This is a genomic window from Bradyrhizobium sp. NBAIM08 (assembly GCF_020193935.1).
In the GTDB taxonomy this organism is placed as follows: Bacteria; Pseudomonadota; Alphaproteobacteria; order Rhizobiales; family Xanthobacteraceae; genus Bradyrhizobium; species Bradyrhizobium yuanmingense.
In genome coordinates this window covers 1-418 of record NZ_JADYVR010000735.1, presented here as the reverse complement: position 1 = coordinate 418, position 418 = coordinate 1, and the positions used below count along the sequence as shown (strand labels likewise).

At 73.7% G+C, this 418-nt stretch carries 1 protein-coding gene; it reads right to left on the bottom strand.

From position 1 onward, the window contains the following. A partial coding sequence (locus I6F37_RS41815; RefSeq protein WP_225154643.1) for a homocysteine S-methyltransferase family protein occupies positions 1-418 on the bottom strand: 418 nt, incomplete at both ends.

Below are 418 nucleotides of genomic sequence, written 5' to 3'. Positions count from 1 at the left end.
GGGAAGTGCAGCACGGTCTCCAGGCGGACTTCGCGCTGGATGAGGTGGGCCACGGCCCAGGCCGACATGCGCATGCGGGCCATGGGCGAGTCGGCGACGTTGATGACGTCGGCGCCGGCCTCGGCCAGCAGGTGGGCGCCGGCCAGCACCTTGTGCGGGCTAAAGCCGCGGGGCGGGTCCATCTCCACGCCCACCACGAAGTGCCCGGCGGCCAGCTTTTCGGCCAACTGCGTGGGCTGGTCGGCGGTGGGCAAGCTTTCGGCGCCGCGCGACGTGAAGCGATCGGGCTCGGCGGGAACGGCGGGCACACCGGCCGTCCGCGGGCGGGGAGGCGCATCGAGCGCGGCACGCATGGCGGCAATATGGCCGGGCGTGGTGCCGCAGCAGCCGCCCACCAGGCAGGCGCCGGCCTCTACAA